Origin of the sequence: Bradyrhizobium sp. 195 (assembly GCF_023101665.1) — a bacterium.
GTDB lineage: Bacteria > Pseudomonadota > Alphaproteobacteria > Rhizobiales > Xanthobacteraceae > Bradyrhizobium.
Genome location: NZ_CP082161.1, coordinates 5,905,229 through 5,920,721 on the forward strand (window position 1 = coordinate 5,905,229; position 15,493 = coordinate 5,920,721).

The window sequence follows — 15,493 nt, forward strand, 5'->3', positions numbered from 1 at the left end:
ATGCTGTGATCGCTCCGCTCCCCCGAGCCCGCCAGCTCTTAGGGCCACAGCAAGATGAAAACTATGTGACCGCGTCATACGTCGGCGGAAGGGGCAACCGGGAGCCCTCGGGGGGCGGGTCGTCGCGCATGGCGGCATGCGGCAGCTTCGATTGACACCGGCATCACCGGCGCTAGGTTCTCGCGCAGAAGAAAAAACAAGGCAAAGGAATCGCCGTGACACGCGTCATCGCGTCTTGAGCGCAGCCGCGCGGCCGTCGGCACTCGCGCCATTTCGCATTCGCAATTATCGCTTCCAGTGGCCGTCCGACCTGCTCACCTCCTGGGCGTTCGAGGTCGAGACGCTGGTGCTCGGCTGGTACATCCTGGTCGAGACCGGCTCGGTGCTCCTGCTGACCGTGCTTGCCTCGCTCCAATTCGTCGGGACATTGGTCGCCCCGGTGTTCGGCATGATCGGCGACCGCATGGGCCATCGCGATCTCCTGGTCGTGATGCGTCTTGCCTATACGGTGCTGTCGTCGACCATCATGGTTCTGGCGCTGACCGGTCATCTGTCGCCGCTAAGCGTCATGATCATCGTCGCGATCATGGGCCTGATTCGTCCCTCCGATCTCGGCGTCCGGGGCGCGCTGCTCGCCGAGATCATGCCGGCCGAGCAGCTGGTGGGCGCCATCAGCGTTGCGCGCACGACCCAAGACAGCGCCCGCATCGCTGGAGCGTTGACGGGCGCCGGGCTGTTTGCGCTCCTCGGCATCGGCCTCGTCTATGTGGCGATCGCGTGCCTCTACTTCGCGGCCGCGCTTCTCATGCTCTGCCTGACCCGGCCGAAAAGGATCGTCACCACGAGCGATCTTCCCGCGGACAGCCGCGCCATTTCGCGATTGTTCGGCGACCTCAAGGAGGGGATCGTCTACGCCTGGAACGGCCCGGGAATGCGCGCGGCGCTCTGCGTCGCCTTTCTGGCCAATCTCACCGCTTTTCCTTTCACCGGCGGACTACTCCCTTACATCGCGCGGGAGATCTTTCAGACCGACCAGACCGGCCTCGGCTATCTCTCCGCGAGCTTCGCCGTCGGCTCACTGATCGGCTCCATCACGCTGAGCCTCGTCAGCGGACTGCGCATTGCCCGGCTCCTGATCGGCGCAACGCTGGCCTGGTACGCCATGCTGCTGGTATTCGTGGAGCTCAGGACCATGCCGGTCGCAATGGCCTGCCTCGTTCTCGCCGGCATCGCGCAGAGTATGTCGATGATCTCGGCGGCCGTGATCCTGATGCGAACGGCGAGTGCGCATCTGCGCGGCCGCGTGATGGGCGTCCGCATGATGGTGATCTATGGCCTGCCGCTCGGACTGCTGGCCGCCGGCAGCCTGATCGACATCATCGGCTATTCCGCAACGGGCTCGCTTTATGCCGCCTCGGGGATCATCGCGATGCTGGCGATCGCGATCCGCTGGCGCGCTGATCTCTGGCCGGTGCACGCACCCGCCAATGCGCGCTAGTCCCCATACCCGCGCAGTCGCTCGATATCGAGGATGGTGACGCCGCCATATTCCAGCCGCAGCAGCCCCTCCTTCTCCAGCCGATTCAGCGCGCGATTGGCGTTCTGGCGGGACATGCCGGAGAGCGCGCCGATCTCCTCCTGGGTGATCTCCAGGTGCGCGGTCGATTCCGGATAGAGGATCGGGTTGTACAGCGAAGCAATGCTGCGGGCGAGGCGCGCGGTGGCGTCCAGAGTGCGGTTGACCTCGAGCATGCCGATGAACTGGCCGAGCCGTTCGTTGAGCTGGCGCACCAGAAAGCGGTTGAACCCGACGCTGTTCTCGAACAGCCACATGAAGGCGCTGCGTTCCATCAGGGCGACGCGGCTGTCGCGCAGCGCGACCACGTCATAGCGGCGCGGCTCGTTCTTGAGCACGCTGCCCTCGCCGAACCAGGCCCCTGCCGTCAGCCCGGCAAGGCTGGTCTCCTTGCCGTCCCGCGAGACCCCGCCCATGCGGGCAAGGCCGCCCACCATGCCGGCCCAATAGGCAAAAATATCGCCGCGCATGAACACGGTCTCGCCGGTGCCGTAGGAGCGCTCGGTGATTCCGGCACGCGCGACGTCAATCTCCGCTTGCGTGAGCTCGCGCGACCAGGCGGCGACGCGCTTCAGATGATCTTCTGAAATCATGATCTCGCCGCCAGCCGCACCGTTTCGTCGCTCCGCCTTCTGCTGCAATGCAGCATGATGATTTCGACCGCCATCCGACGAAAGATGAAGGCCACTGCCGCCCGGCAAACTTTGTCGCAGAATTGTCAGCCGCGAGACATTTCAAAATAGCGCTTTCCCCTATTGAGGACCACATCGGGCGATGCGGCTTTTGATCCCAAACGGGAACGGGAGTGGCGCGGTCCGGTCGAGACCATCTGCTGCATGGCCTCACCGGCACCACCGTACTAGGATCGCCGGGCAGGAACGGACGAAGAGCGCCGCTAAAAAGCGCCATCACCGGGAGGGTTTGGTTTGGTGGCTACCAGTCTTGAAGTGCGCGGCGTGTCCCTGCGATTCGGCGGCGTCCGAGCGCTAACCGACGTCGGCTTCGCCATCAGGGAGGGCGAGCTGTTCTCGATCATCGGCCCCAACGGCGCCGGCAAGACCTCGATCGTGAACTGTATTTCCGGCCGCTACAAGCCGACCGAGGGCCAGCTGTTCTACCAGGGCCGCGACATCACCGGTTTGACCCCGAATGCCCGCGCCTCGCTCGGCATCGGCCGCACCTTCCAGAACCTGGCGCTGTTCCACCACATGAGCGTGCTCGACAACATCATGGTCGGGCGTCATCACCTTCTGAAGAACAATTTCCTCACGGGCTCGCTGTACTGGCTCACCGGCGCGCGCAAGGAGGAGCTCGAGCACCGCCGCAAGGTCGAGGAGATCATCGACTTCCTCGATCTCCAGTCGGTGCGAAAAGCCACCGCCGGCACCCTCTCCTACGGCCTGCGCAAGCGCGTGGAGCTCGCCCGCGCCATGGCGCTGGAGCCGCGCCTCATCCTCCTCGACGAGCCGATGGCCGGCATGAACTTCGAGGAGAAGGAGGACATGGCCCGCTACATCGTCGACCTCAACGAGGAGTTCGGGATGACGGTGGTGATGATCGAGCACGACATGGGCGTGGTGATGGACATCTCCCATCGCGTCATGGTGCTCGATTTCGGCAAGAAGATCGCCGAAGGCGATCCGGCGACCGTGCTGGCCGATCCCCACGTCAGGCGCGCCTATCTCGGCGAGGAGGACGAGGTGCTGGTCGATCCCGACGATGCTTCGCCAGCGCAGGAGAGCGCGGCATGATGGATTACGCAGGCCGAGTCGCGCAGGCCGACACCTATCCGAAAATGCTCCGGCTCAACGCCAAGGAGCACGGCAACGAAATCGCATTGCGCGAGAAGGATCTCGGGCTCTGGCGGCTGTTCACCTGGAACGACTATCAGACCCGCGTACGCGACTTTGCGCTCGGTCTTCTCGAAGTGGGCCTTGGCCGCGGCGACGTCATCGGCATCATCGGCGACAACCGGCCGGACTGGGTCGCGGCGGAAGTGGCGACGCACGCCATCGGCGGCCTAAGCCTCGGACTTTACCGCGACGTGCTGGACGAGGAGGCCTCCTACCTCCTCAACTATGGCGAGGCGCAGCTCGTCTTCGCCGAGGACGAGGAGCAGGTCGACAAGCTGCTCACCCTCGCCGAACGCGCGCCGAAGCTGAAGCACATCATCTATTCCGATCCGCGTGGAATGCGGAAATACGACGACCCGCGGCTGATGTCGGCGGAAGCGTTTGCCGAGCTCGGCCGGGCACGTGCCGCGCGGGAGCCGGAGCTTTACGACAGACTGGTCGATGCCACCAAGGGCGAGGACGTCGCGATCCTCTGCACGACGTCGGGCACCACCTCTCATCCCAAGCTTGCCATGCTCGCCGCCGGCCGCGTGCTCGGCCATTGCGCGACCTATCTTGCCTTCGACCCCAAGGGCCCGGACGACGAATACGTCTCGGTGCTGCCGCTGCCGTGGATCATGGAGCAGGTCTACGTGCTCGGCAAAGGCCTGTTGTGCCGGATGAAGATCAACTTCGTCGAAGAGCCCGATACCATGATGAACGATCTGCGCGAGATCGCGCCGACGTTCGTGCTGTTCGCGCCCCGCGTCTGGGAGTCCATTGCCGCCGACGTCCGCGCCAAGGTGATGGATGCGACGCCCTTCAAGCAGCGCCTGTTCGACGTCGGCATGAAGTCGGGGCTTGCCGCGCTCGAACACGGCAAGCGCTCGGGCCTCGCCGACGCGATCCTGTTCCGCGCGCTACGCGACCGCCTCGGTTTCACCCGGCTGCGCTCGGCTGCAACCGGCGGCGCGGCGCTCGGCCCTGAGACCTTCAAGTTTTTCCAGGCCATGGGCGTGCCGCTGCGCACCCTGTACGGCCAGACCGAGCTGCTGGGGGCCTACACGCTGCATCCCGAGGGCAAGGTCGATCCCGACACCACCGGCGTGCCGATGTCAGACGACGTCGAGATCCGGATCGACAATGCCGACGTCCATGGCGTCGGTGAGATCGTGGTGCGGCACCCCAACATGTTTCTCGGCTATTACAAGAATCCCGAGGCCAGCGTCGCCGACATCAGGGACGGCTGGATGTTGTCGGGCGATGCCGGCTATTTCAACGCCAACCAGCAGCTCGTCGTCATCGACCGCATCAAGGATCTCGCCGAGACCTCGCGCGGCGAGCGCTTCTCGCCGCAGTTCATCGAGAACAAGCTGAAATTTTCGCCCTATATCGCCGAAGCCGTGGTGCTCGGCGCAGGCCGCGATGCGCTCGCGGCGATGATCTGCATCCGCTACTCCATTATCTCCAAATGGGCGGAGAAGAGCCGCCTCTCCTTCACCACCTACAGCGATCTCGCCTCGCGGCCGGAAGTCTATGCGCTGCTCCAGAAGGAGGTCGAGACCGTCAACGCCACGCTGCCGCCGGCCCAGCGCATCTCGCGCTTCCTGCTGCTCCACAAGGAGCTCGACGCGGACGACGGCGAGCTCACCCGCACAAGAAAGGTGCGCCGCAGCGTCATCAACGAGAAATACGCCGGCATCATCGACGCCATCTACCGGGGCGATGCCGACATCCCCGTCGATACCGTAATCCGCTTCCAGGATGGCACCACGCAGCGGGTGCGCACGACACTGCGCGTGGTGGATCTGGGAGTGCATGGCCATATGGCGGAGGCTGCGGAGTGATGTTTGCGTCGGCAACGAGTGTGATGCGCGTTACTGTGCCCTCTCCCCTTGTGGGAGAGGGCCTCTCCGCTATCAACCACAACCTCACTCGGGTGAGGGGTCGTCTCTCCGCACGTTCACTGCCGAAACAACCCCTCACCCGTCTTCGGTTCGCGAAGCCACCCTTTCCCACATGGGGAGAGGAGAGCGCGCCGCATTTGTCCGCGAGCATCACATGAACACCGCCTTCCTCATCCAGCTCCTGGTCAACGGCCTCGTGGTCGGCACGCTCTATGGCGTGGTCGCGATGTCGTTCGTGCTGATCTACAAGGCGACGCAGGTCGTCAATTTCGCGCAAGGTGAATTGCTGCTGGTCGGCGCCTGGGTGTGCTGGGCCCTGCTGGCGAAATACCAGGTGCCGTTCTGGATCGGCATGCCGATGACGCTGGTGTTCATGTTCGTGTTCGGCATTGCGGTCCAGGTCCTCATCCTGCGGCCGATGATCGGCGAGCCGATCATCTCGGTGATCATGGTGACGATCGGCCTCTCCACCGTGCTCCAGGCGACGCTGAAATGGATGTTCGGCGTCAATCCGCAGCCGTTCCCGCGCGTGTTCGAGAGCCAGTCGGTCAGCCTGTTCGGCCTCCAGATCCAGACCGTCTATGTCATGAGCCTCGTGGTGTCGGTCGCGATGATGATCGGCATGGCCTGGTTCTTCCGCGCATCCAAATATGGTCTTGCGATGCGCGCCACCGCGTTCAACCAGCAGGTGGCGCAGTCGCTCGGCATCTCCGTGAAGAGCGTGTTCGCCATGGCCTGGGCGATCTCGGCGACGGTGTCGGCGGTTGCAGGCGTCGTCGTCGCGGTCGTGAACGGCGTGTCCTCGGGCCTTGCCGGTTACGGCATCAAGGTGTTTCCGGCGGCGATCCTCGGCGGGCTCGATTCAGTCGGCGGTGCCGTGCTCGGCGGCATCATCATCGGCCTGCTCGAGAACGTCGCGCAATATATCGACAGCGAATACCTGCACTGGGGCAATCTCTACGAGATCGCGCCGTTCTACGTCCTCATCATCGTGCTGATGATCAAGCCCTACGGGCTGTTCGGCACCCATGACATCGAGCGGATCTGACCCATGGCCGGCCCTGCCCTCATTCCTGCTGGTGATTTCCGCACCTCGTACGCGGCGGACACCACGATCTTCCCGACCACCACCAGCCGCAACTTCGCCATCGCGGGCGTGCTGCTGCTGTGCCTCGCGCCACAATTCTTCAGCGGCTACTGGCTCAGCATCCTGATCCAGATCGGCATCTTCTCGATCGCGGCACTCGGGCTGAATATCCTCGTCGGCTTCACCGGTCAGATCTCGATCGGGCACGCGGCCTTCTTCCTGCTCGGCGCCTTCACCTCGGCCTACATCTCCAACAACGCGCCGATCCCGGTGTTCTTCGCAATCCCGCTCGCGGGCATCGTCACCGCGCTGGTCGGCCTGATCTTCGGCATCCCGGCGGCGCGGCTGAAGGGGCTTTACCTCGTCATCGCAACGCTCGCCGCGCAATACATCCTGCTCGACTTTTTCTCCCGTGCCGAATGGTTCTCCGGCGGCTCGGTGCCGGCGAGCGCAAACCCGTTCTCGATCTTCGGCTACACGCTGCGCGGCGACAAACAGTATTTCTACGTCGTGCTGGCCTATGTGCTGGCGAGCTACATCCTCGTCACCAATCTGATGCGCACCCGCGACGGCCGCGCGCTGGTGGCGATCCGCGACCATTATCTCTCCGCCGAGATCATGGGCATCAACCTGACGAAATACCGCACGCTGTCGTTCGGACTCGCCGCCTTTTTCGCCGGCATCGCCGGCGCCCTTTACGCGCACTACCAGCTTGTGGTGTCGCAGGAGGGCTTCGGCATCGAGCGCTCGATCCTGTTCCTCGCCATGATCATCATCGGCGGCACCGGCTCGATCATGGGCACGCTGATGGGCACCGCTTTCGTGGTGCTCCTGCCCGAGGGGATGGAGTTCATCAGCCACTATTTGAAGGGCGGCGCGATCGACAAGGCGCTGTCGCTCAACACCAACATCACCTTCCTGCGCGAGATCGCGATCGGGGTGATCATCATCGCGTTCCTGATGTTCGAGCCTGACGGGCTCGCGCATCGCTGGCGGCAGATCAAGGCGTACTGGAAACTCTACCCGTTCTCGCATTGAGCGCGGGCAACTTCACTTAAACAATAAACAGGAGGAACCGACCCATGACGATGAAGTCCCTTTTGAGCACCGCATCGCTCGCCATCGCGATCGCCGCATTTTCGGCAGGCGCGCAGGCGCAGATCGCGATCGGGCACCTCGCCGACTATTCCGGCGGCACCTCCGACGTCGGCACGCCCTTTGGCCAGGCCGTCGCCGACACCTTCGCCTGGGTCAACAAGAACGGCGGCGTCGGCGGCAAGCAGCTCAACGTCGACACCAACGACTATGGCTATCAGGTGCCGCGCGCGATCGCGCTCTACAAGAAGTGGTCGGCGCCGGACACCAAGGTCGCCGCGATCATGGGCTGGGGCACCGCCGATACCGAGGCGCTGACCGGCTTCCTCGCCCAGGACAAAATTCCCGACATGTCCGGCTCCTATGCCGCCGCCCTCACCGATCCCGAAGGCGTCAGCGGCAAGGCCAAGCCCGCGCCCTACAATTTCTTCTATGGCCCGAGCTATTCGGACTCGCTGCGCGCAATGCTGATGTGGGCCGCCGAGGATTGGAAGGCCAAGGGCAAGTCCGGCAAGCCGAAATTCGTGCACATGGGCGCCAACCATCCCTATCCGAACGCGCCGAAGGCTGCCGGTGAAGCAATGGCGCAGGAGCTCGGCTTCGAGGTGTTGCCGCCGCTGGTGTTCGCGCTCGCGCCGGGTGACTACAGCGCGCAGTGCCTGAGCCTGAAATCTTCGGGCGCCAACTACGCCTATCTCGGCAACACCGCCGCCTCCAACATCTCGGTGCTGAAGGCCTGCAAGACCGCCGGCGTCGAGATCCAGTTCATGGGCAATGTCTGGGGCATGGACGAGAACGCCGCCAAGACGGCCGGCGATGCCGCCAACGGCGTGATCTTCCCCTTGCGCACCGCGGTGAGCTGGGGCGGCGAGGCGCCCGGCATGAAGACGGTGATGGAGATCTCGAAGATGTCCGACGCCAGCGGCAAGGTCTATCGTCCCGTGCACTACGTCGCCGCCGTGTGCTCGGCGCTGTACATGAAGGAGGCGATCGACTGGGCCGCCAAGAACGGCGGCGCCACCGGTGAGAACGTCGCCAAGGGCTTTTACCAGAAGAAGGATTGGGTGCCGGCCGGAATGGAAGGCGTCTGCAATCCCTCGACCTGGACCGACAAGGACCATCGCGGCACGCTGAAGGTCGATCTCTATCGCACCAAGATCTCGGGCGCGACCGACGGCGACCTCAACGATCTCATGGCCAAGGGCACGATCAAGCTCGAGAAGGTCAAGACCGTCGAGCTGCCGCGCAAGCCGGAATTGCTGGGCTGGTGAGCTCAGCCTTACCACGCCCACAACTGTCATCCCCCGCGAAGGCGGGGGATCCAGTACGCCGCGGCTTCTCCGGAAATCTCAGGCGCCTCTGGAATACTGGGTCGCCCGGTCAAGCCGGGCGACGACACCGAGAGAGTAACTGGCCATGAGTGAAATTGCCCAGATCGAGCGCCCCTCGCCAAGCGCCGTCGCCGCCCCGCCCCTCCTCGCGGTGCGCAACATCGAGGTCGTCTATGACGACGTCATCCTTGTGCTGCGCGGCCTCAGCCTAGAGGTGCCCAAGGGCGCGATCGTGGCGCTGCTGGGTGCCAACGGCGCCGGTAAGTCGACGACGCTGAAGGCGATCTCGGGGCTGCTCAAGACCGAGGACGGCGAGGTCACGCGCGGCGAAATCGTGTTCGAAAACGAGCGGATCGACGGCATCGATCCCGACAAGATCGTCCGCCGCGGCATCTTCCAGGTGATGGAGGGGCGGCGCATCGTCGCCGACATGACGTCCCTGGAGAATCTCAAGCTCGGAGCCTTCACCCGCAAGGACCGCGAGGTCGATGCCGACCTCGACATGGTCTTCAATTATTTCCCGCGCCTGAAAGAGCGTACCGGCCTTGCCGGCTATCTCTCCGGCGGCGAACAGCAGATGCTCGCGATCGGCCGGGCGCTGATGGCGCGCCCAAAGATGATTCTGATGGACGAGCCCTCCATGGGCCTGTCGCCGCTGTTGGTGAAAGAGGTGTTCTCGATCATCCAGAAAATCAACCGCGACCTCGGCGTCACCATCCTCCTGGTCGAGCAGAACGCGCGCGCCGCGCTGTCGGTGGCGAGCCACGGCTACATCATGGAGCAAGGCAAGGTCGTGCTCGACGGCACCGCCGACGAATTGCGCGACAACGAGGACGTCAAGGAATTCTACCTCGGCGGCGCCGGCGACCAACGCAAGAGCTTCAAGAACCTCAAGAGCTTCAAGCGGCGCAAGCGCTGGCTTTGACATCGCGTTTTCAAGCGAAGTGGGACCGGTTCGCGTGAAGAAAACGCGTCGAAACAAGAGACACTTACTCCAGCACCTGCTCCGCTTCCGTGACTGCGCAGAGAACATGATAGAACGACGACGCGGGAATGGTGTCGATCAGCGACTTGCCGTCGCGATCGAACTGGTCGTACCAGCCGCCCCTCACGGGATGGCTGAGATAATGCCGTTCGAGCCGCACCAGCGCCGCACGCGCCTCGTCCGCTGCGCCCGCCTCGCCGGACTCGGCCTGCGCGATCCACGCCTTCGCGATTTCGGTCTGCGGCCAAAGTCGGCGCGTGCTGCGGCGGATGTTGCCGATGTCGTCCCCCTCGTCGATCAGGCAGCCGGTGGGCTCGTCGCGACAGCGCAGCGCGGTCGCCAGGAGTTCAGCGCGCCGCTGCCCGGTCGGACATCCCGTGATGCGTTCGAAACCCTTCAGCAGCCAGACCCACTCCGCCTGGTGCCCCGGCTCGACGCTGACCGGTTCGATCTTCGACCAGTCCTCCTCGAAATACTCCGTCAGGATGCGCCTCTGCTTGTCGTAGAGATTGGCCAGGAACAGCGCGAAGAATTCGCCGGCACGGTTCTGAAACGACAGATCGTGAGTCGCGTCGAAGCAGGCGATCATCGCCTCGAACAGATGCATGTGCGGGTTCTGCCGGCGCGGCAGCGAGACCGGAAGGCCTTCGTGCACGCCCCCATGCGGCGAGCGGAGGTGGCCGTCGAGGAAAGCCAGCAGCGCGTCGATCTCGGCACGAACCTGCGCGTCCTGGTCGAGCGCGTAGACGGTCGCGAGCGCGAACAGGATGAAGGCGTGGTCATAGGCGTCGCGCCGGCCATCGAGCACCGTGCCCTCCGGCGTCAGCCGGTGCACATAACCCGGCCGGCCGTCAGGCGCTTTGGCGCATGCCAGCAGGTGCTCCAATCCCTTCAGCGCGACGGCGCGCCCCTCGGGGTACCAGCCCATCTGCGCCGCCTTGGCGTAGCACCAGATCTGGCGGGCCTGTACGAACACGCGCCGCGGGGCGGCCGCATCCGCAGTACCGTCGCGGTGCAGCCGGTCGATGAAGCCGCCCGTGGCCTGATCCCAGCCGACGGTCGACCACAGCGGCAGCGCCTCGTCGATCATGCGCCCCTTCAGGCGCGCGACGACATCGGCAGCCTCATCCGCCGCAATGTTTCCTACGTCCGCCATCGGGTCCTCTCTCGGCCTCACCAATGGCGGTCTGATACCCATGCCGGTGGCGGCGCGCAACGGATGCCAACACGGAAAGAACAGCCATGACCGCCCATTACGACGCCCGCGAGACGCGTGAGCCAGCAACGCGCGAGGCCGATCTGTTCTCCCGCCTGCCGGAGGTGCTGCGAGCCGCGATGGCCGCCCCGGCCTATGCCGAGCGGCTAAGAGGCCTCGATCCCGCCGCCGTGACCTCCAGAGCGGCCCTGGCGGGCCTGCCGGTGTTGCGCAAGTCGGAACTGCCCGCCCTGCACAAGGCTTCTGCGCCCTTCGGAGGCTTTGTGGCGGCGGCGCCGGGCTCGTTCGCCCGCCTCTTCACCTCCCCCGGCCCGATCTTTGAGCCCGAGGGACGGCAGGCCGACCCCTGGCGCGGTGCGCGGGCGCTGTTCGCGGCCGGGTTCCGCCCCGATGACGTCGTCCTCAACACCTTCAGCTACCACCTCACCCCCGGGGGCTTCATCTTCGATGCGTCGGCGCGTGCGCTGGGCTGCGCCGTGATCCCGGCCGGCCCCGGCAACACGGAACAGCAGTTCGAGCTGATCGAGGCCTACCGCCCGGTTGGCTACAGCGGCACGCCGGACTTCCTGAAGATATTGCTCGATGCCGCGGCGAGCTCGGGCCGCGACGTCTCTTCGATCAAGCGCGCGCTGGTCTCGGGTGCGGCGTTCCCGCCCTCGCTCCAGGCCGAGATCAAGGCGCGCGGGATCGACGCCTACCAAGCCTTCGGCACCGCCGATCTCGGTCTCATCGCGTTCGAGACCGAGGCGCGCGAGGGCATGGTCGTCAACGAGGACCTGATCCTGGAGATCGTCCAGCCCGGCACGGGCGATCCCGTGGCGCCCGGCGACGTCGGGGAGATCGTGGTGACCTCGCTCGATGCCCATCATCCCTGGATCCGGCTCGCGCTCGGCGACCTCACCGCTGCGCTGCCGGGGGCGAGTGCTTGCGGTCGCACCAACATGCGCATCAAGGGCTGGATGGGCCGCGCCGACCAGACCACCAAGGTCAAGGGCATGTTCGTCCGTCCCGAGCAGATCGCCGAGATCGGCAAGCGGCATTCCGAGCTCGGAAGACTGCGCCTCGTCGTCACGCGAGAGGGCGAAACCGACGCCATGACACTGAAAGCGGAAACGGCGACCGCGAACGACACATTGCGCGAAGAGGTTGCGGCCAGCTTGCGCGCCGTGACGAAACTCGGTGGAAGCGTCGATCTGGTCAGTCCCGGCGCGCTGCCGAACGACGGCAAGGTGATCGCGGACGAGCGGTAGGCTCAATTCGATTTCGACAGCCGGTAATTGCCGAGATACAGCACGTCCAGGCCCGAGCAGAAATAGGTGTGGAGCGCCTCCAGTGGGGCGTTCACAGTCGGCTGCTCGTTGATGTTGAGGCTGGTGTTGATCAGAACCGGCAGAGTGGTCGCTTTCGCGAACTCGCCGATCAGTCGGCTGTAGAGCGGGTTGCTGTCCGCATGGACGCTCTGGATGCGCGCGGTGTTGTCGACATGGACCACCGCAGGCATGGTCTTGGCGACCTTCTCATTGACCGGGAACGTCACCACCATGAAGGGCGCGTCGAAGGTGTCCTCGAAATATTCGGCTTGACGCTCGTACAGCACTGACGGGCAGAACGGGCGGAATTCCTCGCGGTATTTGATGGTGAGGTTGATGCGGTCCTTCATGCCCTCCTGGCGCGGATCCGCCAGGATCGAGCGGTTGCCGAGCGCCCGCGGACCGTACTCCATCCGCCCCTGGAACCAACCCACGGTCTTCTGCTCCGTCAAGTCGGTGACGCAACGCGATACGGGATCGTCGAGCAGCTCGAAGCGCGCGCCGATCTTGTCCAGCGTCTCCCGGATCGTGTCGTTGGAATAGTCCGGTCCCCAGTAAGCATGAGTCAGCGGCGCGATCGCGTGGCCCGCCTCCGCGCATTTCATCATCGCAGCGCCCAGTGCCACGCCCGCATCGTGCGGCACCGGCGGAACGTAGAGACGCTTCACGGACGGCTCGGCCGCAATCTCCATGTTCATCTTGCAGTTCAGGCCAACGCCGCCGGCGATGCAGACGTCGCCGCAGCCGGTCTCGGCGATGGCAGCGCGGATCACCTCGGTCGTGACGATCTCGAGCTGCTTCTGGCCGCTTGCGGCGATGTTGGTCAGCCGCTGATCGAGCGGCTGGCCGCGCAGCCGTCGCGGCCCCAAAATCTCTTCCATCTTCTCGGTGAAGATGCGCTCCTGCCGCGTCGAGAAGTCGCTCGTGAAGATCTCGGCATCGCGCCGGCGCTTGTCGAGCTCGGGATCGAGCTCGTAGTTGATGCCCGCCGGACGCAGCAGCTTGGCGAACTTGTCGAGATAATCCGGGCTACCATACGACGACAGGCCCATCACCTTGTACTCGTCATTGGTCATCTGATAGCCGAGATACTGCGTCAGCATCCCGTAATAGAGCCCGAGACTGTTGTGGCGGGCGAACCGTGTCAGCACGCGAAAGTCGTTGCCGCGCGCATGGGCGACGAGGCCCGAGCTGGAATCGCCCGAAAAGTCGAAGCAGGCGACGGTCGCCTCCGAGAAACCGGAGCCGTAGAACGAGCTCGCGGCATGACAGAGGTGATGGTCGTAGAGCTCGATCTTCGGGCTATGGCCGAACTGATACTTGAAATATTCGGTGAGACGCTGCGTGTAGTTCGTGTAGGTCTTCAGCGGCGAGCAGATCCAATCGACCTCACGCATAGTGATGCCGGCCTGCTTCAGGCAGAAGCCGATCGCCCCACGCGGCAGCTCGCCACGCGCATGCTTCGCCAGGGTGAAACGCTCCTCCTCGGCGGCTGCGATCAACTCGCCGTCGCGCAACAACACCGCCGCACCGTCATGGTGCCCGTGCTTGATCCCTGAGCTGATTCCGATCACGTACATGTCGTCAAGACCCCTTGCGAAGCCTTCTATAGAAACCGCGGCCAATGTAAATCGGCCACTCTGCGGCCGGAGCGCTTGATCGCCCCCCTTTGGCGCGATGCCACGGGCGCAGGAACCTTGCATCGTCCCTGCCGCTCCCGTATTACCAACCCTGCTACGATATGGCCTGGAATTGGCCTTTCCTGGACCCCAAAACGTGCTTGAACGAACCCTCGTCACCATCGCCGAGACCGAGACCATTGAGGAAGCCTTCCGGCGCCTCAATGCGAACATGCTCGGCATCCTGTTCGCGCAGGACGCGAGCGGACGAATTGTCGGCGCGGTGACCGACGGCGACATCCGCAGGCGCATGCTGGCCGGCACAACGATCCAGGACCGGGTTGCGACCTGCATCAATCGCAACTTCGTCTGGGCGCGCAGCGGCGGTCCGCGCGAACAGATCCTCAAATTGCTCGACCAGCGCGTGCACGTGGTGCCGATCCTGGATGGCGAAGGACGCCTCGTCGACGTGTTCAGCCGCGAGCTGTTCAACCTGTCCGAAGAGAGCGAGGTGTTCGCCCGCGCCCGCTCGCCGGTGCGGATCAGCTTCTCCGGCGGCGGCACCGACCTGACCCACTATTTCGTGGAGAATGACGGCGGCGCGGTCATCAACGCCACGATCAAGATGTACGCTCACGCGACGTTGCGGCGCCGGAGCGATTCCAGCATCCGGATCTATTCGCACGATTTCCGGCGTACGATCGAGGCCGACAATCTCGCAGAACTCGGTACGGACGGAGATCTTGCGCTGATCAAGTCCGTCGTGCGCCTGATCAAGCCGACTTATGGGTTCGAGCTCGAGGTCTCCGCCGACTTCCCGGTCGGCTCAGGCCTCGGCGGCTCGGCGGTGGTCACCTCCGCCATCATCGGCTGCTTCAACGAATTCCGCGGCGACCAATGGGACCGCCACGAGATCGCGGAGATGGCGTTTCAGGCCGAGCGGCTGATGCTCAACATCCCCGGCGGCTGGCAGGATCAGTACGCTACCGTGTTCGGCGGCTTCAATCACATGGAGTTCTTCTCCGACCAGAACACCATCGTGCCGCTGCGTCTCGACCCCAACATCATCGCCGAGCTCGAGGAGAGCCTGGTGCTCTGCTACACGGGCTCTGGCCGCGATTCCGGCGCCATCCACCGCGACCAGAAGGCTCAGCACGAGACCAGCGACGCGGTCGCCGCAGCCGCCAAGCAGAAGGAAGTGACGCGCGACATCCGGCGGCATCTCCTGCGCGGCCAGCTCCTGGAATGCGGCCGACTGATCGACGAGGCCTGGCACGCCAAGCGGAAGCTGAGCTCGAAGATCTCTTCGGACGCGATCGATGCGATCTACGATTTCGCCAAGCAGCATGGCGCGGTCGGCGGCAAGCTGCTGGGCGCCGGCGGCGGCGGCTATTTCATGTTCTTCGTACGGCCGTTCGAGCGCTACCAGCTCATCGCCGCGCTGGAGCAACAGGGGCATAGCTGTTCGCGCATCATGTTCGAAGAGAACGGGCTGCGAACTTGGAAGTCGCGTTTTCCCGGGCGATTCGCCTGAC

The 15,493-nt window shown here is 64.5% G+C and carries 12 protein-coding genes; 9 read left to right on the forward strand and 3 right to left on the reverse strand.

Annotation, left to right across the window (positions count from 1 at the left end; translation table 11 throughout):
* Positions 1–235 precede the first annotated feature (235 nt).
* Entirely contained in the window at positions 236–1,498 is a 1,263-nt protein-coding gene (locus tag IVB26_RS27655; protein WP_247968268.1) for an MFS transporter, read from the forward strand.
* On the opposite strand, the gene IVB26_RS27660 is transcribed toward IVB26_RS27655, so the two are convergent.
* Entirely contained in the window at positions 1,495–2,169 is a 675-nt protein-coding gene (locus tag IVB26_RS27660) for a Crp/Fnr family transcriptional regulator (RefSeq protein ID WP_247968269.1), read from the reverse strand. The two genes, IVB26_RS27655 and IVB26_RS27660, sit on opposite strands and share 4 nt — an antisense overlap.
* A 336-nt stretch (positions 2,170–2,505) precedes the next feature.
* Here IVB26_RS27660 and IVB26_RS27665 point away from each other — a divergent pair, with 336 nt between their 5' ends.
* The 6 genes from IVB26_RS27665 (at position 2,506) to IVB26_RS27690 (ending at position 9,753) form a co-directional block, all read left to right on the forward strand.
* Entirely contained in the window at positions 2,506–3,327 is an 822-nt protein-coding gene (locus tag IVB26_RS27665) for an ABC transporter ATP-binding protein (RefSeq protein ID WP_247968270.1), read from the forward strand.
* On the forward strand, positions 3,324–5,255 hold the full coding sequence (locus IVB26_RS27670; protein WP_247968271.1) for a long-chain fatty acid--CoA ligase: 1,932 nt from the start codon (positions 3,324–3,326) through the stop codon (positions 5,253–5,255). Before IVB26_RS27665 ends, IVB26_RS27670 begins: the two co-directional genes overlap by 4 nt.
* A 214-nt stretch (positions 5,256–5,469) precedes the next feature.
* Positions 5,470–6,363: a branched-chain amino acid ABC transporter permease gene (locus IVB26_RS27675; RefSeq protein ID WP_246930254.1), complete on the forward strand. Its 894-nt coding sequence runs from the start codon at positions 5,470–5,472 to the stop codon at positions 6,361–6,363.
* 3 nt (positions 6,364–6,366) lie between these two features.
* A complete protein-coding gene (locus tag IVB26_RS27680; protein ID WP_247968272.1) occupies positions 6,367–7,440 on the forward strand; it encodes a branched-chain amino acid ABC transporter permease in 1,074 nt (357 codons plus the stop codon).
* 44 nt (positions 7,441–7,484) lie between these two features.
* Positions 7,485–8,768: an ABC transporter substrate-binding protein gene (locus tag IVB26_RS27685; RefSeq protein ID WP_247968273.1), complete on the forward strand. Its 1,284-nt coding sequence runs from the start codon at positions 7,485–7,487 to the stop codon at positions 8,766–8,768.
* 145 nt (positions 8,769–8,913) lie between these two features.
* Positions 8,914–9,753, forward strand: coding sequence for an ABC transporter ATP-binding protein (locus IVB26_RS27690; RefSeq protein ID WP_247968274.1), 840 nt, complete (start codon positions 8,914–8,916; stop codon positions 9,751–9,753).
* A 64-nt stretch (positions 9,754–9,817) separates the two neighbouring features.
* Here the strand turns inward: IVB26_RS27690 and IVB26_RS27695 are convergent, their stop codons facing one another.
* Positions 9,818–10,969 (reverse strand): AGE family epimerase/isomerase, encoded by a 1,152-nt coding sequence (locus tag IVB26_RS27695; RefSeq protein WP_247968275.1) that lies wholly within the window; start codon positions 10,967–10,969, stop codon positions 9,818–9,820.
* A gap of 86 nt (positions 10,970–11,055) precedes the next feature.
* Here IVB26_RS27695 and IVB26_RS27700 point away from each other — a divergent pair, with 86 nt between their 5' ends.
* A complete protein-coding gene (locus IVB26_RS27700) occupies positions 11,056–12,279 on the forward strand; it encodes a phenylacetate--CoA ligase family protein (protein ID WP_247968276.1) in 1,224 nt (407 codons plus the stop codon).
* Between the two features lie 2 nt (positions 12,280–12,281).
* Here IVB26_RS27700 and IVB26_RS27705 read toward each other — a convergent pair whose 3' ends face one another.
* Entirely contained in the window at positions 12,282–13,919 is a 1,638-nt protein-coding gene (locus IVB26_RS27705; RefSeq protein ID WP_247968277.1) for a carbamoyltransferase family protein, read from the reverse strand.
* A 196-nt stretch (positions 13,920–14,115) separates the two neighbouring features.
* Between IVB26_RS27705 and IVB26_RS27710 the strand changes: the two genes are divergently transcribed.
* Positions 14,116–15,492, forward strand: a complete 1,377-nt coding sequence (locus IVB26_RS27710; protein ID WP_247968278.1) for a GHMP family kinase ATP-binding protein — start codon at positions 14,116–14,118, stop codon at positions 15,490–15,492.
* Position 15,493: the final 1 nt, after the last annotated feature.